General features: G+C 46.4%; 18 protein-coding genes. 11 read left to right on the forward strand and 7 right to left on the reverse strand.

From position 1 onward, the window contains the following. Positions 1–2: 2 nt before the first annotated feature. A complete protein-coding gene (gene coaBC / locus ACO0LB_RS11320) occupies positions 3–1,208 on the forward strand; it encodes a bifunctional phosphopantothenoylcysteine decarboxylase/phosphopantothenate--cysteine ligase CoaBC (protein ID WP_423049201.1) in 1,206 nt (401 codons plus the stop codon). Positions 1,209–1,287: 79 nt separating this feature from the next. Further along, positions 1,288–1,737 (forward strand): dUTP diphosphatase, encoded by a 450-nt coding sequence (gene dut / locus ACO0LB_RS11325; protein WP_423049202.1) that lies wholly within the window; start codon positions 1,288–1,290, stop codon positions 1,735–1,737. 221 nt (positions 1,738–1,958) lie between these two features. Here dut and ACO0LB_RS11330 read toward each other — a convergent pair whose 3' ends face one another. From ACO0LB_RS11330 to clpS, 3 genes are all read right to left on the reverse strand, one after another. Next, positions 1,959–2,237 (reverse strand): hypothetical protein, encoded by a 279-nt coding sequence (locus ACO0LB_RS11330; protein WP_423049203.1) that lies wholly within the window; start codon positions 2,235–2,237, stop codon positions 1,959–1,961. 61 nt (positions 2,238–2,298) lie between these two features. Further along, entirely contained in the window at positions 2,299–4,599 is a 2,301-nt protein-coding gene (gene clpA / locus ACO0LB_RS11335) for an ATP-dependent Clp protease ATP-binding subunit ClpA (protein ID WP_423049204.1), read from the reverse strand. Further along, positions 4,596–4,904 carry an ATP-dependent Clp protease adapter ClpS gene (gene clpS, locus ACO0LB_RS11340; RefSeq protein ID WP_423049205.1) on the reverse strand — a complete coding sequence of 103 codons (309 nt, stop codon included), beginning with the start codon at positions 4,902–4,904 and terminating at the stop codon, positions 4,596–4,598. Before clpS ends, clpA begins: the two co-directional genes overlap by 4 nt. 385 nt (positions 4,905–5,289) lie before the next feature. Here clpS and ACO0LB_RS11345 point away from each other — a divergent pair, with 385 nt between their 5' ends. The 3 genes from ACO0LB_RS11345 (at position 5,290) to ACO0LB_RS11355 (ending at position 7,637) form a co-directional block, all read left to right on the forward strand. Next, a complete protein-coding gene (locus ACO0LB_RS11345) occupies positions 5,290–5,493 on the forward strand; it encodes a cold-shock protein (RefSeq protein WP_110257373.1) in 204 nt (67 codons plus the stop codon). A gap of 156 nt (positions 5,494–5,649) precedes the next feature. Then, positions 5,650–7,017 (forward strand): cache domain-containing protein, encoded by a 1,368-nt coding sequence (locus tag ACO0LB_RS11350; protein WP_423049206.1) that lies wholly within the window; start codon positions 5,650–5,652, stop codon positions 7,015–7,017. Positions 7,018–7,040: 23 nt separating this feature from the next. After that, positions 7,041–7,637 (forward strand): response regulator transcription factor, encoded by a 597-nt coding sequence (locus tag ACO0LB_RS11355; RefSeq protein WP_423049207.1) that lies wholly within the window; start codon positions 7,041–7,043, stop codon positions 7,635–7,637. A 109-nt stretch (positions 7,638–7,746) separates the two neighbouring features. Here ACO0LB_RS11355 and icd read toward each other — a convergent pair whose 3' ends face one another. Next, positions 7,747–9,000: an NADP-dependent isocitrate dehydrogenase gene (icd, locus tag ACO0LB_RS11360; protein ID WP_423049208.1), complete on the reverse strand. Its 1,254-nt coding sequence runs from the start codon at positions 8,998–9,000 to the stop codon at positions 7,747–7,749. Positions 9,001–9,181: 181 nt separating this feature from the next. Here icd and ACO0LB_RS11365 point away from each other — a divergent pair, with 181 nt between their 5' ends. Both ACO0LB_RS11365 and ACO0LB_RS11370 read left to right on the forward strand, forming a co-directional pair. Continuing rightward, positions 9,182–9,751, forward strand: coding sequence for a pseudouridine synthase (locus ACO0LB_RS11365; protein WP_423049209.1), 570 nt, complete (start codon positions 9,182–9,184; stop codon positions 9,749–9,751). 309 nt (positions 9,752–10,060) lie between these two features. Continuing rightward, positions 10,061–10,513: a DUF192 domain-containing protein gene (locus ACO0LB_RS11370; RefSeq protein WP_423049210.1), complete on the forward strand. Its 453-nt coding sequence runs from the start codon at positions 10,061–10,063 to the stop codon at positions 10,511–10,513. Between the two features lie 72 nt (positions 10,514–10,585). Here ACO0LB_RS11370 and rpsT read toward each other — a convergent pair whose 3' ends face one another. Further along, the gene (rpsT, locus tag ACO0LB_RS11375; protein WP_423049211.1) at positions 10,586–10,849 is read right to left on the reverse strand and encodes a 30S ribosomal protein S20; all 264 of its coding nucleotides are present in this window, start codon (positions 10,847–10,849) and stop codon (positions 10,586–10,588) included. A 592-nt stretch (positions 10,850–11,441) separates the two neighbouring features. On the opposite strand from rpsT, the gene ACO0LB_RS11380 reads away from it, so the two are divergent. Continuing rightward, positions 11,442–12,611: a vWA domain-containing protein gene (locus tag ACO0LB_RS11380; protein WP_423049212.1), complete on the forward strand. Its 1,170-nt coding sequence runs from the start codon at positions 11,442–11,444 to the stop codon at positions 12,609–12,611. A gap of 88 nt (positions 12,612–12,699) precedes the next feature. Here ACO0LB_RS11380 and ACO0LB_RS11385 read toward each other — a convergent pair whose 3' ends face one another. Continuing rightward, positions 12,700–13,530 (reverse strand): response regulator, encoded by an 831-nt coding sequence (locus ACO0LB_RS11385; RefSeq protein ID WP_423049213.1) that lies wholly within the window; start codon positions 13,528–13,530, stop codon positions 12,700–12,702. Between the two features lie 134 nt (positions 13,531–13,664). Between ACO0LB_RS11385 and ACO0LB_RS11390 the strand changes: the two genes are divergently transcribed. Together ACO0LB_RS11390 and parC are read left to right on the forward strand one after the other, a co-directional pair. Then, the gene (locus ACO0LB_RS11390; protein WP_423049214.1) at positions 13,665–15,656 is read left to right on the forward strand and encodes a DNA topoisomerase IV subunit B; all 1,992 of its coding nucleotides are present in this window, start codon (positions 13,665–13,667) and stop codon (positions 15,654–15,656) included. A 180-nt stretch (positions 15,657–15,836) separates the two neighbouring features. Beyond that, a complete protein-coding gene (gene parC, locus ACO0LB_RS11395; RefSeq protein WP_423049215.1) occupies positions 15,837–18,152 on the forward strand; it encodes a DNA topoisomerase IV subunit A in 2,316 nt (771 codons plus the stop codon). Positions 18,153–18,344: 192 nt separating this feature from the next. Here parC and ACO0LB_RS11400 read toward each other — a convergent pair whose 3' ends face one another. Continuing rightward, positions 18,345–19,547 (reverse strand): DUF2252 domain-containing protein, encoded by a 1,203-nt coding sequence (locus ACO0LB_RS11400; protein ID WP_423049216.1) that lies wholly within the window; start codon positions 19,545–19,547, stop codon positions 18,345–18,347. Between the two features lie 322 nt (positions 19,548–19,869). Here ACO0LB_RS11400 and ACO0LB_RS11405 point away from each other — a divergent pair, with 322 nt between their 5' ends. Beyond that, entirely contained in the window at positions 19,870–21,909 is a 2,040-nt protein-coding gene (locus ACO0LB_RS11405) for a methyl-accepting chemotaxis protein (RefSeq protein ID WP_423049217.1), read from the forward strand. Positions 21,910–21,934: the final 25 nt, after the last annotated feature.

The following is a 21,934-nucleotide window of genomic DNA, read 5'->3' on the forward strand; positions in this document are numbered from 1 at the left end:
GTATGCGACTCGCTGGAAAAAAAATTGTCCTTGGAATGACAGGTGGTATCGCGTGTTACAAAATTGCTGAACTGACACGCATGCTGGGTAAAGCTGGTGCTGACGTTCAGGTTGTGATGACGCAAGCAGCTACGCAATTCATCACGCCAGTTACCATGCAGGCCTTGTCTGGCAACACGGTATTTGCCGACCAGTGGGATACGCGCATACCTAACAACATGCCGCATATTGATCTGACGCGAGATGCTGACGCCATTGTGATTGCCCCTTGCAGTACCGATTTCATGTCAAAGCTGGCACATGGTGCATGTGATGATTTGCTCTCCACCTTATGTATCGCAAGACCATCTGGCATACCATTATTGATTGCCCCCGCCATGAATGTGGAGATGTGGCAAAACGCTGCAACTCAGCGTAATGCGACACTCATCAAAGCTGATGGAATACAGATGATGGGGCCAGTGTCCGGAGAACAGGCATGTGGTGAAACGGGTATGGGTCGTATGCTAGAGCCAGATCAGTTATTTTCTGAGATTGTTGCGACATTTCAAAAAAAATCTCTGACTGGAAAACAAATATTAATCACTGCTGGCCCAACGTTTGAGCCAATTGATCCTGTGCGTGGCATCACTAATTTATCATCAGGGAAAATGGGCTACGCCATTGCCCAAGCTGCTTGGGAAGCAGGCGCTCAAGTCACCTTAGTGTCTGGCCCCACAGCGCTATCGGCACCTTATGGCGTACGTCGCATTCATGTGCAGACAGCACAGCAAATGCACGATGCAGTCATGACACAATTACAGATTCAAAATCCGCAGGTATTTATTGCAGTGGCTGCTGTCGCTGACTGGCGCGTTGCCAATGCCAGCGATCAGAAGTTGAAAAAAACTTCAGAATCCAATACGCCGCAACTGAAATTTATACAAAATCCAGATATTCTTGCGCTCGTAGCAGCATTGCCCAATGCGCCCTACTGTGTAGGTTTTGCAGCAGAGTCAGAAAACCTATTGCAATACGGCGCGGCAAAACGAGTAAAGAAAAATATCCCACTACTGGTTGGCAACATCGGACACCATACTTTTGGCAAAGAAGATAATGAATTAGTCCTCTTTGATGCAAACGGCTATGTACAGTTGCCACGGGCTGATAAACAAACATTGGCCATTCAACTCATCGATGAATTGGCACAGCGTCTGGTATCGGCATAATTTACAGCGTCACTATTTTTAATTACTTTGTTATTGAGAATAGCCTGCTTTTATTTTCATCTTTTCTTTTAGTACATTTATGAAAAACGTTGCTCTGAAAATTCTTGATGCACGCATGAAAGACCAATTGCCAAGTTATGGCACTCCGGGCAGTGCAGGCCTTGATCTGCGAGCATGCATAGACACGCCTGTCACCATCAAGCCTGGAGAAACAATACTGATTCCAACGGGTTTGGCCATTCATATCGCCGATCCTGGTTACGCAGCAATGATTCTCCCTCGCAGTGGAATGGGTCATAAGCATGGAATAGTCTTAGGCAATCTGGTTGGATTGATTGATTCAGATTATCAAGGACAGTTGATGGTATCCACTTGGAATCGCGGACAAGCTGAATTTGTTCTGAATCCAATGGAAAGACTTGCACAACTCATCATTGTTCCGGTTGTACAAGTCGGCTTTGAGATCGTTGAGGAGTTCGGTGATAGTGAGCGTGGCGAAGGCGGCTTTGGAAGCACTGGGAAACATTAAACAGTCAATATCGGCCAGAGTTGAATCTTATTACTGACCAATGCAGTACAGGTCTTGTGTGCATCAGAATTTTCAGTTATTACATGTCTGAATACTGAACGCAAAATACGCATCACAATACGTACCAACTATAAATACTCAGTTATCTGAATATCATTAACAAAAATTGCCCATAAAAAAAGCCCTGAATTTCTCAGGGCTTTTTATTTAGTCTGCCAATTCTATTTCTTCATTTTGCGACTGCGACCAGCTGAGTCACGCAAAATCGTATAGTTCCACTCATCGCTATGAGAACCGTTATCAGTGACAACGGTAACTCGGAACATATCACCCTCACCACTCAGCCGCTGTCCTGTCGCAACATGCCTTTTGCTCACGTCACTTCTATCGTAAACATCGATCTCCACTTCATGCCCCTGCAAAGCGGCCTGTGACAATACGGCATCTGTCGTTTTTATCGTGTATTCAAGTACATATTTAGGAAGCACAAGAGCTGACATTTTTATCCCCACGCGTTATGACAGATACCACAAATGACATCAGAAACCGATAGAAAAGAAACTACTCAACCTCTACGACCTCTTGTGATGCTTCAGGTGGTGTCTCGTTACCATCTGAGAACTCCAGTTTTACCTGATCTTTATCATCCAGATCAACAATCACTCTACCACCGCTAACCAGACGTCCAAACAGTAACTCATCTGCTAACGCCTTGCGTATCATGTCCTGAATCAATCGGGCCATAGGGCGAGCACCCATCAGAGGATCAAATCCCTTTTTACCGAGGAATTTACGCAGATTATCGGTAAATGTTGCCTCCACTTTTTTCTCATGCAATTGCTCTTCAAGTTGCATGAGGAACTTGTCGACAACGCGCAAGATGATTTCTTCGTTGAGAGCACGGAAACTGATAATCGCATCAAGACGATTACGGAATTCAGGCGTAAACATACGCTTAATATCCGCCATTTCATCGCCCGCTTCTTTGTTGTCATTGAAACCAATCGAGCGCTTTTGCAGACTTTCAGCACCAGCATTAGTCGTCATGATAATAATGACATTACGGAAATCAGCCTTGCGTCCATTGTTGTCAGTCAACGTGCCATGATCCATAACCTGCAACAAAATATTGAACACATCAGGATGTGCTTTTTCAATTTCATCCAGCAACAATACTGCATGAGGTTTTTTATTGATCGCTTCGGTTAATAATCCACCCTGATCAAAACCAACATAGCCCGGAGGAGCCCCAATTAAACGACTGACAGCATGACGCTCCATATATTCAGACATGTCAAAGCGAATCAGTTCAATTCCTAATGTGAACGCCAGTTGCTTGGCAACCTCTGTTTTACCGACGCCCGTTGGGCCAGAGAACAAGAAGGAACCGATAGGCTTGTCTGTTTTACCCAAGCCTGCACGCGCCATTTTAATAGACGACGCCAGTGCTTCAATTGCAGGCTCCTGACCAAACACGACATTCTTGAGATCACGCTCTATCGTTTGTAGCTTGCTTCGATCATCCTGATTCACTGTTTGCGGTGGGATACGGGCAATTTTTGAAATAATATCTTCAATATCTGCCTTGCCGATCGTTTTCTTTTGTTTTGATTTTGGCAAGATACGCTGTGCAGCCCCCGCCTCATCTATCACGTCGATTGCCTTGTCCGGTAAATGACGATCATTGATAAAGCGTGCAGACAGTTCTGCCGCTGTCGTCAGTGCAGATGCTGAGTATTTAACATTATGATGCTCTTCAAATTTGGACTTCAAGCCCCGTAATATCTGAATTGTTTGCTCAACTGTAGGCTCATTCACATCCACCTTCTGGAAGCGACGAGCTAGAGCATGGTCTTTTTCGAATACACCGCGATACTCAGTATACGTCGTCGCACCGATACATTTCAGTTGGCCACTGGACAATGCTGGCTTGAGGAGATTAGATGCATCCAGCGTACCTCCAGAAGCAGAGCCTGCGCCAATAATCGTATGAATTTCGTCAATGAAAAGAACACCGTTTGGCGTATCCTTCAATTGTTTAAGAACTCCTTTCAGACGTAACTCAAAATCCCCACGGTACTTGGTACCTGCGAGTAGAGCCCCCATGTCCAAGGAGTAAACAACGGCATTTTGCAATACATCTGGTACATCATTTTGCGTGATACGCCATGCCAAACCTTCGGCAATCGCCGTCTTCCCTACGCCAGCCTCGCCGACCAGTAAAGGATTGTTTTTTCTACGACGGCATAAAATCTGGATAACACGCTCAACTTCATTATCACGACCAATCAAGGGATCGATTTTTCCTTCCGCAGCAGCCTTATTCAGATTCTGAGTGAATTGATCAAGAGGATTTTCCCGAGCTTGCGTGTCTGCTTGCGCTTCTTCATTATTCTCAGGAGATTTTTGTGGTTCGTTGCTGTTGTCTTTGCGCACTCCATGCGAAATAAAATTCACGACATCAAGGCGAGTCACACCTTGTTGGTGCAAATAATAAACAGCATGCGAATCTTTCTCGCCAAAAATAGCAACCAAAACGTTCGCGCCTGTCACCTCTTTTTTACCATTCGACGCAGACTGGACGTGCATGATCGCACGTTGTATAACGCGCTGAAATCCTAACGTTGGCTGCGTATCCACTTCGCTCGTGCCCGGAACGGTCGGCGTATTATCGGTAATGAAATTACCAAGTGTTTTGCGTAAATCGTCAATATTGACGGCGCAAGCGCGCATCACTTCCGCAGCTGAGGGGTTGTCCAGCAGCGCAAGCAACAAATGCTCAACGGTGATGAATTCATAACGAGCCTGCCTGGCTTCAACAAAAGCCATGTGCAAACTAACTTCCAGTTCTTGCGCAATCATACTTCCTCCATCACACATTGCAGGGGATGCCCTGCCTTACGAGCGTGCGTTAAAACGAGTTCCACTTTTGTCAGCGCAATGTCCTTGGAATAAACACCGCAAATCCCTTTGCCATCCCTGTGCACTTTGAGCATGATCTGCATTGCAGTCTCACGATCCTTATTAAAATATTCCTGAACGATCGCCACTACAAACTCCATCGGAGTGTAATCATCATTCAATAAAATCACCTGGTACATAGGTGGCGGTTTCAGCTGTTGAGCCTGTCGCTCCAATATCGTACCGTTTTCATGCTTGTTTCCCATACGTCTATTTTAGTACGTTGAATCATTTCAGAGGCGAATAATACGCGAATAAAGATGCCCTAATTCTGGCATTCAGTACATGTTACGCGCTTTCTATTTATTTAGTAGATGGAGATCATTTTCCACACATCAAGTTTTATTGCAATTGATGCTTATCACACTGAAAAACAACTCATTTCGTATTATCCAATTTAAAATACAACAATAGTATATGAACAATAAAAATTGCTTGACATTAGTTTTTTTTCCGCCAAGAATGGTATGTATTGACGCAATAAATAACACTTCGTCAATATGAAGTGAGCAAGTTTAGGGAGGAGTAGCATTGTGCTAGTTTTCTTGCTTTTACGGCTCGTGTGATTAGTTTTTATTTGAAAGATGCATTATGGCAACAGGTACCGTCAAGTGGTTCAATGATTCCAAAGGCTTCGGCTTTATCACTCCGGACGACGGTGGTGAGGATTTGTTCGCCCACTTTTCCGCAATCCAAATGAACGGCTTCAAGACTCTGAAAGAAGGTCAAAAAGTATCGTTCGAAGTCACGCAAGGCCCTAAAGGCAAGCAAGCTTCTAACATTCAAAATCCTTAATCTGTAAAGATAAAAGATTTTTTAAAGAGCCCCGCTGATGCGGGGCTTTTTTTGTCTGAAAATCACTATGCACAACGAATGTCATGCATGTATCCACTCTAAGTGATACGTCTCATTTGACACACGCCTATATTTTTGTATCGATAAAGCGACACAATGAAACTACGCTACAAATTTATTTTACTTGCTTTAACCCCGCTACTCCTATCTTTCGTTGCGCTCGCCGCAGCAATGTTTTACCAAACAACCATTCTGGCAAAGCAACAAAGAAATACAGTAGAACAAGCTTATATTGCCAGTAAAGAAGTTGAACTCAAGCATTACGTTAAATTAGGTACGGCAGCGATTTCCCACCTTTATAACGCGGATCATCAAGATGCAACAACGCAAATTGAAGCTCAAAAAATATTAGCTTCCCTAGATTTTGGTGATGATGGTTATTTTTTTATCTACGATATGCAAGGCAAAAATTTAATGCATCCTCGCCGCCCGGAACTGGTGGGTAAAGATTTATGGAATCTTAAAGACCCTGAGGGACAGCCCACCATACAAAATCTGATCAACAAAGCAAAAAATGGCGGCGGCGTCATCCGCTATTTGTGGGAGAAGCCGTCCAGCCAGCAAATGGTACTCAAGATGGGCTACGTCGTGCCTCTGGAACGCTGGGGATGGATGATGGGTACGGGTATTTATCTCGATGACGTTGATACAGCACTCAATAAAATTGACATTCAGGTCGCAAAAAATATTCAAAGCACCATGTTATGGATTGCTGGCATTGCGATTGTCAGTTCCTTCATCATTGCCTTGTCAGGACTGGTGATCAATATCACGGAGTCTCGTGTGGCAGAGGCAAAATTGAAGGTACTGGCACAAAGTGTCGTCCGCTCACAGGAAAATGAACGAGCCAGGCTCTCGCGTGACTTGCATGATGGCTTGAGTCAATTATTGGTCTCAACCAAATTGCAGATAGAATCCGGTCTGGCAAAATTATCTGTCGATCAACCTCAGAAAGAGTCCGTCAGCCATTCATTCGTCAGGGCAAAAAACCAGATCAATGAAGCGCTGAATGAAGTGCGCCGCATATCCCATGATTTACGACCAGCCATGCTTGATGATCTTGGTCTGGTTGCCGCTTTTGAACATCTTGCTGGAGAATTTGAAGAGGCCTCTGGCATACCTGTGCAATTTGAATTTGCAGGTGAATTTCAGGCGTTGTCCGAAACCAGTAATACCGTGTTATTCAGAATTGCACAGGAAGCATTGACGAATATTCATAAACATGCGCAGAAAGTAAGCAGCGTACACATGCAACTGACTTCCAATAAACATTTCGTCACGTTAGCAATCGCAGATAATGGCGCAGGCTTCGATATACAGGGAATTACCAAACACCCTAAGCGAGGAATAGGCCTGAGCAATATGCGTGAACGCCTGGCGACGATCAACGGTCAGCTGGAATTATATTCAGATGCAGCGGGTACGCGGGTGGTGGCACAAATACCCAATGGAGAAATTGGATGAACAACAAAACTCAAATCAATATTATGCTGGTCGATGACCACCCACTCGTCAGGGACGGGCTGAGAGCAAGGCTGGAAACCATCCCCCACTTCAAGATCGTTGGGGAGGCAGGAAATGCAACAGAAGCAATTGAAATGGCGAATGACAGGTCGATTGATCTCGTGCTTATGGATATCAATCTCGTTGGAAACAACGGTATTACGCTAACAGCAAGGTTTACCAAAGAGCATCCGAATATTTCCATCATCATGCTCTCAATGCATGAAAAGGCGGAATATGTAGCTCAATCAATTCAGGCAGGTGCACGTGCTTATGTACTCAAAGATGCGCCTGCCGAAGAAATTATTAACGCAATAGAGTCCGTAACCGCTGGCGGCGTGTATTTCAGCTCCGGTCTGAAAAAGCAAACTGGCATGAGCACTGAAGTGCAGATATTGACTCAACGAGAACAGTGCATCTTACAAAGTATTGCAACTGGGAAATCAAATAAGCATATTGCAAATGAACTGGGGCTGAGCGTCAGAACCGTGGAAACGCATCGACTGAATATCAAACGCAAGCTCAATATAGAAGGACAGGCCGACTTAATACGCTATGCGCTGAATAATGTGATTCTCTAACGCACCATTCGCTATTCATTCGCCTGATGTGTGGAGCAATAAAAAAACCGGCAAAAGCCGGTTTTTTTACATGCAAGGCAACGAAGAACCTTCGCGGCCAACACATATATTACATGTTTTCGATCATAACATCGCCGAAACCGGAGCAAGATACTTGCGTTGCGCCTTCCATCAAACGAGCAAAGTCATAAGTCACTTTTTTCGCTGTGATTGATTTTTCTGTAGACGAAATCAACAGATCAGCTGCTTCAAACCAGCCCATGTGACGCAACATCATTTCTGCGGACAAGATCAATGAACCTGGATTCACATAATCTTTACCAGCATACTTTGGTGCTGTACCGTGAGTTGCTTCAAACATCGCGATAGAGTCAGACAAATTTGCACCTGGAGCGATACCGATACCACCAACTTGAGCAGCCAGCGCATCAGAAATATAATCGCCATTCAGATTCAATGTAGCAATAACGCTATATTCTGCTGGACGCAACAAAATCTGCTGCAAGAACGCATCAGCGATGGAATCCTTAACGATAATTTCTTTACCAGTTTTAGGATTTTTGAATTTGCACCATGGGCCGCCATCGATCAATTCTGCGCCGAATTCTTTTTGTGCCAGATCGTATGCCCAGTCACGGAAGCCACCTTCGGTGTACTTCATGATGTTGCCTTTGTGAACGATAGTCACAGATGGCTTGTCATTGTCGATTGCATACTGGATTGCTTTGCGCACCAGACGCTCTGTACCTTCGCGAGAAACTGGCTTAACACCGATACCAGATGACTCTGGGAAGCGGATTTTCTTAACGCCCATTTCATCTTGCAGAAACTTGATCAATTTTTTGACCTGATCAGTACCTTCTGCAAATTCGATACCAGCGTAGATGTCTTCAGAGTTTTCGCGGAAGATCACCATGTCAGTTTTTTCTGGCTCACGCAGAGGGGATGGCACACCCTTGAAATAACGTACTGGACGCAGACAAACATATAAATCCAATTCCTGACGCAAAGCAACGTTCAGTGAACGAATACCACCGCCAACAGGCGTAGTCAAAGGACCTTTAATGGAAACAACATAGTCCTTCAGGACTTTCAGTGTTTCTTCTGGCAACCAGACATCTGGACCGTATACTTTAGTCGATTTTTCACCAGCATAAATTTCCATCCAGCTGATTTTACGCTTACCGCCGTATGCTTTAGCAACAGCAGCATCAACCACCTTGATCATAACAGGGCTGATGTCGACACCAGTTCCATCACCTTCGATGTAAGGAATGATAGGATTCTCAGGGACATTCAGTGAGAAATCGGCATTGACGGTAATTTTTTTACCTTCAGCAGGAACTTGAATATGTTGATACATCGTTTTCTCCATAGTTGGGTGATCAAGCGGGTTACGCTTTGCTCATAATATGCCTTGCTTGCTTTTCGGCAGCTAATATCGTTATTAACTCTTATATAAGACACAAGACCGTCATTCCGTATTATGCACTAGTATTTTACTGTGTGCCATTAGTTTACCAAATTGCGGTTACCATATTGCCATGAAACTGATTTTGCTCAACAAACCTTTTAACGTGATGTGCCAATTTTCTGAGCACCCCACACGCCCTTCTCTAGCTGATTTAATAAGCATTCCCAATATATATCCTGCGGGACGACTAGATGCCGACAGCGAAGGACTGATTCTATTAACGGATGATGGCAAAATACAAAACCGTATCAGTCACCCTGACCACAAACAGGCAAAAACCTATCTCGTGCAAGTAGAAGGAGTGCCAAGCCATGAGGCATTGGAGTGCCTGCGTAATCCGCTGAATCTTGGGGACTTTGTCACTCAACCATGCATCGTGAAACATATACACAGTCCGGCATGGCTCTGGGAGCGCCATCCACCCGTCAGATCACGTATCAACATCCCGACAAGCTGGTTATGCATCATCTTGTCAGAGGGCAAGAATCGTCAAGTCCGTCGCATGACTGCGGCAGTTGGCCTACCTACACTCAGACTGATACGTAGCGCCATCGGTGGATTTTCTCTTGAGTCTCACCCATTACTTCCGGGAGAATGGATGGAAGTTAAATATAATCAATTTACCAATAAAAATATCTGATGATCGTCAGAATCCCTGAATATCCCGTCTTTTTGCGGGAACGATCAGACAATACGGAATATTTACCATGACAAAAAAGCCCTCAATAGGTGTTATGGCTAATATGAGCAGCTCAGCAAAACAGCGCAACTTTGCTGCGCCCGGGATTTACACCTGCCTGTCAACATAGGTCATTAAAAATAATTTCTGATCCAATATCTGCTTTTGCATTTAAATAACGATTGATCCGCCGCACAATCAAGAGCGGATATCTTCCGGCTCTTTTTATTTGCTGTACGATAATGCTTTTACCTTTCAGACTCTGTCACCATGAGCAATTTATTTTCTCAACTACGATATCAATTCATACTTGCATCCGCACTGATTGCCACAAGTAGCATTGCCTATGCGCAAGCCAAACTTCCAGTGAAACAACTATCTGCAGGCATCTATGTGATTCAGGCGGAAGTCGCCTCAAGCGATGCAGACCGGCAACAAGGATTGATGTTACGGACTAAAATGGGAAGCAATGAAGGTATGGTATTTGATTTTGGTGCGCCAGCTGGAGTCTGCATGTGGATGAAAAATACATTGATTCCGCTATCCGTCGCATTTATTGACGGTGAAGGAAAAATCGTGAATATTGAAGATATGCAGCCACAAACCACTGACTCTCATTGCGCGAAAAAAGTCGTACGTTACGCACTGGAGATGAATCAGGGCTGGTTCAAACAAAAGAATATTAAAGCAGGAACAAAAATTGAAGGACTACCGTTGCAATAGATAATAAAAAAACCGCAATAAACTGCGGTTTTTTTGTTTCACACTTGCGATCAAATCGCAAAAAACACTAGATTAAGCCAGTGCTTTCAACGCTGCAGACAAACGGCTTTTATGACGTGCTGCTTTGTTTTTGTGGATGATATTTTTGTCGGCAATGCTGTCGATAGTAGAGACAGATGCTTGAAAAATTGTTGCAGCAGCAGCTTTATCGCCAGCTTCGATTGCTTTACGAACAGCTTTGATTGCTGTGCGCAAAGTAGAACGCTGACTGGAGTTGTGCGCATTTTGTTTAACTGCTTGACGAGCACGTTTGCGTGCTTGTGCGGTATTTGCCATGAGATTTCCTAAACGTGGTCAAAGCGACGAGGTCAAAACATTTGATTAAATGCCACGCCGCAAAAATTCTATACAGCTTTGCAGTATAACCTCGAATATCTTCATTGGCAAGCATCGCTTCATATTCCCTGATATGACTGATTAAAATGCCGCACATTGTTTTTATTTCACCACAAACAGGAAGAACGTACGCGTATTCACAGGAGCAAGGTGGCACGTATGCTGGCGTGACAAATGACATTAACCATTGAAGCCAACAATGTCAAAACAAAGCCGAACAACAATATTCTCAAAATTGGTTACACTTGACTTCCAGCCCAGGCGATATCGACGTAGTAAAGCAAGGAAACCATTGACAGGATATAAGGCGTCGGAGGTGAATTCGCTTTTTTTTAGCAAACTATACATATAGCTTGATTACCTGGAAAAGTCGTGACGAACGCAGATTAATAGATCAATAGAAGTATCTGGCCATGGAATGTCTGGTGCAAAACAGAACAAGCAGTACGCTAACCAATGCAATAAACTGCCATACCGCCGCTAGCGCAGTATGACCTAAGCCCTCACAAAACAAACAGGGAGTGACTGACAAGTGCTGATAGATTTTTTCTTTACACTAAAGGACGCCAAAATTCCGGTCTCCATCAAAGAATTCCTGATGCTGCTGGAGGCAATGGAAAAAGGGTTGATTCAATTTTCACTGGACGATTTTTATTTTCTTTCACGTACCATCCTGGTCAAAGACGAAACGCATTACGATAAGTTCGATAAGGCATTTGGTATGTACTTTAAGGGAATTGATGCGCTGTTTGAAAAGCACCCGGAAATTCCACTCGATTGGCTGACCAAACGTATGCAGCGCGAATTGAGTGACGAACAAAAAGCCGCCATAGAAAAATACGGCTATGACAAATTAATGAATCGCCTGCAAGAATTATTAAAAGAACAGAAAGAGCGACACGAAGGCGGCAGCAAGTGGATAGGAACCGGTGGCACTTCTCCGTTCGGCAACGGCGGCACCAACCCCGAAGGGATACGCATAGGTGGAAAAGGTGGCAATCGGAGCGCAGTGAAAGTCTGGGAAGAACGCTCTTTCCGTGATTACGACAGTGAACGCGAACTTGGAACGCGCAATATTAAAGTGGCACTACGCCGATTGCGTAAATTTGCACGGCAAGGCGCAGAGGACGAACTGGCGCTGGATGCCACTATCAAGGCGACCGCGAACAACGCTGGTTATCTGGATATCAAAATGCAACCCGAGCGCAAGAACAATATCAAAGTACTGATGTTGCTTGATGTCGGCGGCACGATGGATGACCATATTGCGCAAACAGAAGAATTATTTTCTGCGGCAAAAACAGAATTCAAAAATATGGAATTCTTTTATTTCCATAATTGTGTTTATGATTATTTATGGAAAAACAATCATAGACGCCATGCTGAAAAATTTCCTACCTGGGATGTCCTGCGTAAATATACGCCGGATACGAAGGTCATTTTTGTTGGCGATGCCACGATGAGCCCCTACGAAATCCTGCAACCGGGTGGATCTGTCGAATACAACAATGAAGAAGCGGGAGCGACCTGGTTACAACGATTTACGTCTGCGTTTCCCAAATACATCTGGTTAAACCCAGAACCTGAGGGATTATGGCAATATCGCCAATCAATCTCCATCGTCCGGCAAGTCATGAGTAATCGGATGTTTCCCGTGACGATCGAGGGACTGGAACGTGGGATGCGCTTATTAAGCAAATAAGCTTAGATTACCTGCGGATACTCAAGACTGAATACTGCATACTCAGCAGATCAAAGCAGAATGCCTCTATAGCATTCTGCTTTTTTATTTAACTCTCCAGATGCAAGAATTTTTGTATCGTCTGCAATACAAGCTTGCGTGACAGAGGCTTATTCAAATAACCATCGCATGCAACCTTGGATGCTTCTGCCACATTGTAATTAAAGCTTCTGTCGATCAAAAAAATAACGATCGATTTACCATCTGCACCCTGCTGCTTCAGTTCGCCGCATAAATGATAAGGGTCCACGTCCTGTGTCGAGGTATTAATCATGGTCAGTGCATGGCGGTTATTGCGATCAAGCATCATTGCACTGCGCTCATCCAATGCCAAAGTCACAGATACATTGTAGCGATCCATAATCATCGCCACATATTCTCTGAAACGATTATCTTTATCGACAATCAGAATCCCGCCCGGCAAAGGGCCGGTTCTGCGCATTTTTTGATAATCGACCGGATTCGTGAGATCAAGATCAAGCCGCTTGCTGCGACGGCGTTCAGGAACTGCGACCTCGTTATAAGCGCTCAGGGTTGTCAGTAATAGCTGGCGACGGTCAATCATTTCATCGAGAATGTCGAACAGACTGCGCCAGCGTATAGGTCGTGGCATTACTCTGTAAGGCAGGCTGATATCCGTTTTACCGACCAGCAATACCGGCTGCGCCTCTCCGGGATTGATGTCCGACAAGGTGGCAATCGCTTTTAAATCTTCCGCATTAACAATATAAGCATCAGGATCCTGTAAGCTGCCTTGTTTCAGACAGGCATAGCTGTACCCTTTCTCACGCGCAACAGCGAGCACGGTCGAAAAAGTGTCTTCTTCTTTAGCAGAGAATCCAAGCAGTCGGATTGCGATCGTTGGAGTTTTTTGTGACATCGTTTATCCATCTACTTATTACAGCTACAATAGCAGCCAAAACGACTGCAAGAATACATCTAAATTCTGCATATCAGATAGAAAAATTGCAAATCCTCATCAACATTTAACCAAAACAACAGATTTCACTTTGCATGGCCACTAAAAAAAACACATCACCATCTGACTATAGCGAATCGTCCATCAGGGTTCTGAAGGGACTGGAACCAGTCAAGCAAAGACCGGGGATGTACACCCGTACAGAAAATCCACTGCACATCATTCAGGAAGTCATCGACAATGCCTCTGATGAAGCTCTTGGCGGTCATTGTAAGAATATCCTGGTGAGTATTCATGCTGACGGTAGCGTCAGCGTGGAAGATGATGGGCGCGGTATTCCTGTTGGGCTCCATCCAGAAGAAGGTGTTCCTACCGTCGAAATCGTCTTTACTCGTCTGCATGCGGGTGGCAAGTTTGATAAAGGTTCCGGGGGGGCTTACGCATTTTCCGGCGGGTTGCATGGCGTCGGTGTTTCGGTCACCAATGCACTCTCAAAACGAATGGAAATCACCGTCTGGCGCGAGGCTGGTCTGCACCAGCTGACGTTTGCCGATGGTGATGTGATCGAGCCTTTGCGTAGTCAACCGATTCCACGCGGTGACAAGAAAAACGGCACCCGTGTGTCGATCTGGCCAGATGCCAAATACTTTGACTCCGCCAATATCCCGCTGGGTGAATTACAGCGCCTGTTACGCTCCAAGGCTGTCCTGTTACCGGGCGTCAAAGTCACACTGAATAACGCTAAAACAGGAGAATCACTTACCTGGCAATACGATCAGGGGCTGCGTGGTTACCTGACGGAAGCGCTGGCGCAATCATCACACGGCGAACCACTGATCCCGCTGTTTGAAGGTGAACAGTTTGCCACATCAGATAATGATGGTTTTGCTGAAGGTGAAGGCGCCTCCTGGGTTGTGGCATGGACTGAAGAAGGTAACGTAGTACGCGAATCGTATGTCAATCTGATCCCAACACCGGCGGGCGGCACGCACGAATCAGGCTTACGCGATGGATTGTTCGGTGCCGTAAAAAGCTTCGCGGAAATGCATTCTCTGTTGCCGAAGGGCGTCAAATTATTACCGGAAGACGTCTTCGCACGGGTTTCCTTCGTACTCTCGGCTAAAGTGCTGGACCCGCAATTTCAGGGACAGATCAAGGAGCGCCTGAACTCGCGTGATGCGGTGCGACTCGTTTCCTCATTTACCAAGCCACCGCTGGAGTTATGGCTGAACTCACATGTGGAGTATGGAAAAAAACTGGCTGAACTGGTCATCAAACAGGCGCAATCACGCCTGCGTTCGGCACAGAAAGTAGAAAAGAAAAAGTCTTCCGGCGTTGCTGTCCTGCCAGGAAAACTGACCGATTGCGAATCCAATGATATTGCCCGCAATGAATTATTTCTGGTCGAAGGTGATTCTGCCGGTGGCTCCGCAAAAATGGGACGGGACAAAGAGTTTCAGGCGATTTTACCGTTACGCGGCAAGGTATTGAATTCCTGGGAGTCTGAGCGCGACCGCTTGTTTGCCAATAATGAGATTCACGATATCTCAGTCGCCATCGGCGTCGATCCGCATGGCCCGAATGATCAGCCCGACCTGTCCAATCTGCGCTACGGAAAAATCTGCATCCTGTCAGATGCCGACGTCGATGGTTCACATATTCAGGTACTGCTGCTGACGCTGTTCTTCAAACACTTCCCGCAGTTGATCGCGCGCGGCCACATTTGCGTGGCGCGTCCGCCGCTGTTCCGTGTCGATGCGCCGGCAAGAGGGAAAAAGCCAGCACAGAAAATCTATGCTCTCGACGCCGGTGAAATGGCTGCGATTGAAGACAAATTGCGTAAAGATGGCGTCAAAGACGGTGCATGGAGCATTTCCCGCTTCAAAGGTCTGGGTGAAATGAATGCAGAACAGTTGTGGGAAACGACCATGAATCCGGATACACGCCGCCTGTTGCCGGTATCGTTGGGCGAATTTGATCGGGATTTTTCTGAGGCGCGCTTTAACATGCTGATGGGCAAAGGCGAAGCTGCCGCCCGCCGCGCATGGATAGAAGAACATGGCAACGCCGTCGAAGCTGATATTTAAGCCCGGAAAACGACTCTGGGCAAAGAAATATACTCCCCCAAGTATATTTTCAAGCCCAGTATCTATATAGACGATAGAGCAAAAAGCTCCCATACCCCCTAATTTTTGATATATCCCGATATACCGGCAGCGCGCCAGCTGGCAGCTGACAAGTAGCGGGAGCAGACCAAACAGCCAGTTATGAGCGAACAAGCGAATTTATTTGAACAAGCCACACCACCGGGTGATGGCGAAGCACTGACTCTGGCGACATTCGCCGAACGTGCCTATCTGGACTATGCGATCTCGGTTGTCAAAGGCCGCGCCTTGCCAGACGTCTGCGATGGTCAAAAGCCAGTCCAGCGCCGCATTTTATATGCCATGAATGAACTGGGGCTCAACGCAAGTGCCAAACCGCGCAAGTCTGCCGCCGTGGTAGGTGACGTACTGGGCAAACTGCATCCCCACGGCGACCAGTCCGTGTACGACGCACTGGTCCGTATGGCACAGGATTTTTCACTACGCTATCCATTGATTGATGGTCAGGGCAACTTTGGTTCCCGCGATGGCGATGGTGCAGCAGCGATGCGTTACACAGAAGCCCGGCTGACCCCGATTGCCAAATTACTGATGGATGAAATTGATCAGGGTACGGTCGATTTTCAGCCTAATTATGACGGCACGACCGAAGAGCCAAAATTACTGCCTGCCCGTTTGCCGATGGTACTGCTCAATGGCGCATCGGGTATCGCCGTCGGTCTGGCAACAGAAATTCCTTCCCACAATCTGACCGAAGTCGCCAAAGCCGCAGTTGCCCTGATCCGCAATCCGCAAATGAAACATGCGGAATTGATGGAATATATTCCTGGCCCGGATTTCCCGGGTGGTGGCCAGATCATTACACCGGCAACAGCGATTGCCGATATGTATGCGACTGGTCGCGGCAGCATGAAAGTCCGCGCTCGCTGGAAAATCGAAGACATGGCGCGCGGGCAATGGCAGGCCGTGGTGACTGAACTGCCGCCCGGCACTTCGTCGCAGAAAGTGCTGGAAGAAATCGAGGAACTGACCAATCCAAAAATTAAAACCGGTAAAAAAACACTCTCACCAGAACAAGTCGCCATCAAGCAAGTCATTCTGTCGGTGCTTGATACCGTGCGTGATGAGTCCGGTAAAGATGCACCGGTACGGCTCGTGCTGGAGCCGAAATCCAAGAATCAGGATCAGACTGAATTCATGCAGATGCTGCTGGCGCACACCTCACTGGAAACCTCGGCCTCCATCAATCTGGTGATGATAGGCGGTGACGGTCGCCCACGCCAGAAAGGTTTGCTGGATATCATCAGCGAGTGGATTGCATTCCGCTTCGAAACCGTGACCCGCCGCACCAAATTCCGCCTGAAAAAAGTCGATGATCGCATCCACATTCTGGAAGGACGCGAAGCCGTTCTGCTGAATATTGATGCAGTCATCCGCATCATCCGCGAGTCGGATGAGCCAAAACCGGCATTGATTCAGGCATTCCATCTCTCAGACAGACAAGCTGAAGACATTCTGGAAATCCGCTTGCGTCAGCTGGCACGCCTGGAAGCGATCAAAATTCAGCAAGAACTGGCCGAGCTGCGCAAAGAAAAAGCCGCTCTGCAGGATCTGCTTGATAATCCGGCCTCCATGAAAAAAATGCTGATCAAGGAAATCGAAGCTGATACGAAACAATTTGGCGACACCCGTCGCACCATCATCGAAGAAGCCGCCAGAGCGTCCGTAGAACAAAAAGTGGTTGATGAGCCAGTGACCGTCGTCATTTCTGAAAAAGGCTGGGTACGTGCGCGCACAGGCCACGATCATGATCCGGCGCAGTTCGCATTCAAAGCCGGCGACACCCTGTATGGCACATTTGAATGCCGCACCGTCGACAATATGCTGGTGTTCGGCTCCAATGGCCGGGTCTACTCAGTGCCGGTATCGGCACTGCCTGGTGCACGCGGCGACGGCGTCCCGATCACAACCTTGATTGATCTGGCTGCGGGTAGCAAAATCCTGCATTACTTTGCTGGTAATAACGAAGTTGCGCTGTTGCTGGCATCCACGGCAGGCTATGGCTTCACCGCCAAGGTGGCCGACATGGTCGGTCGTACAAAAGCCGGCAAAGCTTTTATGACGCTGGACGAGGCAGATCTTCCTTTGCCGCCAACGACAATAGACAGCGATGCAAGCGCCATTGCCTGCTTATCTGAAAAAGGACGACTGCTGGTATTTGGTCTGACTGAGATCAAACAATTATCCAGCGGTGGTCGTGGCGTGACTCTGATGGAACTGGAAGACAAAGAAACTCTGCTGGCAGCCAAAGCAATCAGCCAGAAAGGATTGAAAGTCTACGGTACCGGACGAGGCGGCAAAGCACAGGAAATCACTCTCAACGCCAATGCCCTGCATATCCACATCAACAAACGCGCCCGTAAAGGCAAGCCACTGGAAGCAAAAATCAAAGCAGATCAACTGCAAAAAATCGCTTAAGTGCTCCCCATCATCTACGCGATTTCAGCATGAAGTGGCGATGTGAAACTTCAAAATTCAATATTGATATTGATATTGATATTGATATTGAATTTTGATATTGAATTTTGATATTGAATTTGATGTCTAAGGTCATCTTCAAGAGATATCAACAGCCCGACTGGCGATAAAGCAGCATCGCAATATCGCCAGTCAGCATTTAAAATCCCCATCGTCATACGCTGCACAAAACAGTTTCCAGTCTTTATTGACCTGCTTTGCAGATTCACGACTGGCGGCCATCATTTTTTTAATCCAGTTTTTTTGAAAAGCAAACTGAACCAGCTCATCTGCATTCGCAGATCCCTGCCTGCCTGAGCTACGTAACTGTGCCGAGGCAATCGTGACCGCCATGGTTTCAATCACCCCCTTCAGTTCTTTGAGCGTACTGATCGAGTGATCGAGCAACACTCTGTCTTCTGATGGCTGTAAAGCCCTTAGCACATACGATTTTTCACCGATGGTGACAGGCTGGAGAAATGCCATCGATACCGCCTGCATACGATTTTGCAATGTGACAACCCTGTGTGCCTCAGAGTCCCATGTCGGTTGGCTGACAGGCAAAAATGGCAGCAATGACGATGGCGTCGCCTCTTTTAAGTCGAGCAGATAATTGCCGTCTGGATTCCCTTTCCCATTGACCAGAATAATATATCTTTCTATTCCCAAACTACCATTACCCGCGACTCTGCGGGCGATATCCAGCGGCTGGAAAAATTTTTTGTCTGGCTGCGTTTTGGCAAACTCCCTGAGAAATTTTTTCACCAGCGTTTGTTGCTGCGGGCTGGCTTTCAGCGCTTTTTCTCCGTCTATTCTGAGGCGTCTCTGATCGGCCTTAAAGAGTGTCCGCTTGTCGAGAAAATCACTTCTTTTTCTGTATTTCAGACTCGTTAGTAAATTACGTATCAAGCCTGTTGAGGTTTCTCTTTCTATCCAGTGACTTTTTCCCTTAGCCAGTATTGACTGATATTTTTTTAAAAAATCACTGACAAGCGTATCGGCATCTTCACTCCCTATACCCATACTTTTTGCACCGACGCGCAAGCTGGAAATGAAACGGACAATATCCCACTCTGGCGGGGCCAGTACTGCTTCGTCGAAGTCATTCAAATCAAAATACGCTAAACGATTATCCCCCTTGTAGCTTCCGAAATTTTCCAGATGCAAATCTCCGACGCTCCACACCAAAGGAGAGGCGTCAACAGTCACCTGTGTTGAAAAGCGCTCATAAAACAGATGGCAACTTGCTCTGAAAAACACAAAAGGACTGGTTCGCATATTGCGATACTTCATTGCCAGACGCTCTGGCTCGCGATGTTGATTAAAGGTGTGAATAGAATGGCAGACATCAGTCATCAGAAGCTCCGGAAATAGTTGGGTGATACCTTGATAATGATTTACCAGAAAGACTAATCGTTTTTGAAGTGCAGGTACATCAGTTTGAGCGTGTTTTCTTTTTTTTCGGCCTATTGTCGAGGTAACGACCTGAATTGATGCTCAATCACATGACGCAACATGACATATTCAGTCATCCGTACGTCATGCAATAAGTCTGAAACCTGTCAAAAATTAATTTCTCAAAAGAAATGCTATTTTACAAACCAGATTCACGGACTGGTCATAAAGCAAGCGCATGATAGCCGGACTGTCCATGCGAAATGAACTCTCCGAGGTAATCATGTCAATCATATTCAGTCCTGCCATTGCACTCATGCAGCGCTTGCGGTTATTTCCCAAATTTGTGATTGTTGCCACCCTCTTTTCGATTCCTGCCCTATTAGTAACGGGCTTGCTGATTCAGGAACTGAATAAATCTATTTCGTTCACCCAGATCGAACGTGATGGCATATCGCAATTACGCGTAGTTCATCACATATTGAACTTAGCGCAGCAACATCGTGCCTTAAGTCATCTGGTCCTCGCTGGAAATGTTCCGGCCAAGGCAGATATGCAGAAAAAGCAGCAAGAAATCAGCTCAGCATTAACAAAACTCATTGAGTCACAAAAAGAAAATACAGCAATGGCGCTGACTGCACCGCTCTCCGCCATACAAAAATCCTGGGACAGCATCATACAAAAACTCCCGTCGCCAAAAAGTACGGAGAGTTACGCTGAACATTCCGCCTTGATTGCCCAGTTATACAAATTAAATGCGCAGATAGCTGATCGCTCTCACCTCACGCTCGACCCGGAAGTGGATACCTATTACCTGATCGGCCTGTTCGTCAGGGTATTGCCGGAATTGGCCGATGGCATTGCTGATATTGCTGGCAGAGGGGCTACTTATATCGACACCGGCTTACTTGAACCTAACGAAGATCTGCTGATCAACTCGGATGTCATGCTGGCAAAACGTGACATCAGTCGTATCCCGATGCAGCTTGAGGCCATGTATCGCGCTAATCCTGATTTCAAAACAAAGATGGATACTCAACAGGCTGTGATGAGTAACAATCTGGAGTTTTTGGAGCGCACGAAGAATGAAGTATTGAATACCTTGAATCAGACATCAGGAACAGAATTCCTGAAAGCGGGGATGTCCAGTGCCGATGGCTGGTATGCCTATGCAAATACGGCAGGCTCGCTCTTAGACAAAACGCTGGAAAACCGACTTAATCTGGATGTGTTGCACCGGAATATGCTCATTGTCGTCATTGCACTGATCTTCGGTATCGCTGCTTACCTGTTGACGGGATTTTATCTGTCATTTTCGGATGAAGTAAAAGAATTAAGTGAAGCGGTAAAGCGCGTTGCCGCTGGTGATCTCACAGCACAGGTTTCTTCGCATGGAAAAGATGAGATAGCACAACTACTCAATGAGTTCGACATCATGACTACCGGTCTGGCAACGCTGGTGACAGATATTCGCCAGGGCACTGAGACAATTGCTACTGCATCTCAGGAAATTGCTCACGGTAATGCTGATCTGTCGTCACGCACTGAGCAACAGGCGGGCTCGCTCGAAGAGACTTATGCTTCCATGACAGAATTGACTGGCGCTGTGAAACAAAATGCCACTGGCGCCGAGCATGCAAACGAAAACGCTCTGACTGCCGCCAAGATCGCTGAGGATGGCGGCGTTGCTGTCGCTGGTGTGATTGATACCATGGGAGCGATTCGAGAATCGTCCAAGAAAATTAATGACATTATCGGCGTGATTGACGGCATTGCCTTTCAGACCAATATCCTCGCATTAAACGCTGCGGTAGAAGCTGCCCGCGCTGGTGAACAGGGGCGTGGCTTTGCGGTCGTCGCGGCAGAAGTACGCAATCTGGCTCAGCGTTCAGCGGGAGCTGCCAAAGAAATTAAAACACTGATTACAGCCTCCGTACAGCAAGTCAGTGCCGGAAATGCGCAAGTCAAAATAGCTGGGTCGACCATGGAAAAAATTGTTCATTCTATCCAGTCGGTGACCAATACGATGACGCAAATTACCAGCGCCAGCGCAGAGCAACGCTCAGGAATCGAACAGATTAATGATGCACTCGGCCAAATGGATAATATTACTCAGCAAAATGCTGCCTTGGTTGAAGAGGCCGCTGCTGCAGCTGAGAGCATGCATACTCAGGCACTCAAACTGTCACAGGCAGTTGCCGTTTTTAAGATTGCAGAAACTGGCATTCAACGTCATCCGGATATCCGCATCGCGCGCTCACAAACACCAGTGAAGCAACAAAAAATATCACGCATCAAATTACCGATGCAAAAATTCGGCTGAACATCGGCTGTATGTGCTTTTTCAG

This window comes from Undibacterium sp. SXout7W, from assembly GCF_049339385.1.
GTDB lineage: Bacteria > Pseudomonadota > Gammaproteobacteria > Burkholderiales > Burkholderiaceae_D > Undibacterium.